Source organism: Acinetobacter sp. WCHA29, assembly GCF_002165335.1.
GTDB lineage: Bacteria > Pseudomonadota > Gammaproteobacteria > Pseudomonadales > Moraxellaceae > Acinetobacter.
In genome coordinates, this window is the sequence record NZ_NHRQ01000055.1 from 1 (window position 1) to 949 (window position 949).

Below are 949 nucleotides of genomic sequence, written 5' to 3' on the forward strand. Positions count from 1 at the left end.
AGACGATCTAAACTGATTTTGAATCATATTTTTTCAGCCTTGATGGCCTACGTCGAGATACAAAAGAACCAGTTTGAGCGGATCTTTGAAAATGCATATCGTTATTCTCGATAAAAATCATCTGCTATCACAGAGAATCTATAAATGATAGTGCGTAAGTCCTATTAAACTTAATAAGTAATGATTTAGTAGCTTAACGGATTATCATTTTTTCTATATAAATATCACTTTTAGTTTGATGTACATTAAATTTAAATGACGGAATATAGGTGAGATATCTGCGCTAACTACAAACAATTAGCGACCTTAGCCAGAAAGTGAGGTTTGAGTTATTCAACGCTTGATAAATGAATGCGCGAAACGAATCTGGGCTATAGTATAGTATGAGTGAACGTACGTTAGGATGGCAAACTAGCCATAGAATAGACAGTCAATTGGTGTGTGATGCACGTTGAATTATGCCTTGGCTCGTCAGGGTTAACCAAAGAGTGTTATGGTGCATTCTAAACTAGGATCAATACTTTAGTCGTGATTTTAGAGCACTATTATTGACGAATGAGTGTATTAAAAGCATGTCTCGCAGCATTGCGCAGTACACTGCTCATGTTGGGATAATGCTGTAAACGAAAGCTTTTTTCATACCTTAAAAGGACATATTATTTATAACAGCAGCTTTGCTATACGCTAATAAACTAATGCAGCAATGTTCGAGTATATTGAGATTTACCACAATCAAACGAAGCGACACTCTGCAAATGGCTGTTAAAGTCTAGAAACTTTTGAGCAAAAATATTTTAGAACTTTAGGGTTTGTTGAGAATTACCGAGAGTTAATTAAACTCGCGCACAATTGAATCATGGCTTCAAAACTCCTATCTGTTTTACAACTACGCATCGCTATACGTTTAAATTCTTTTAACTTACAGAAATAGTTTTCAATGAGATGACGC

Annotated in this window: 2 pseudogenes; both read left to right on the plus strand. The window is 35.1% G+C overall.

Features of this window, described 5'->3' with window-relative positions:
* Nucleotides 1–148: pseudogene (locus CDG59_RS15240) on the plus strand (IS701 family transposase); the annotation flags it as partial.
* A gap of 238 nt (nt 149–386) precedes the next feature.
* Nucleotides 387–763: pseudogene (locus CDG59_RS15625) on the plus strand (DDE-type integrase/transposase/recombinase); the annotation flags it as partial.
* Nucleotides 764–949 lie beyond the last annotated feature (186 nt).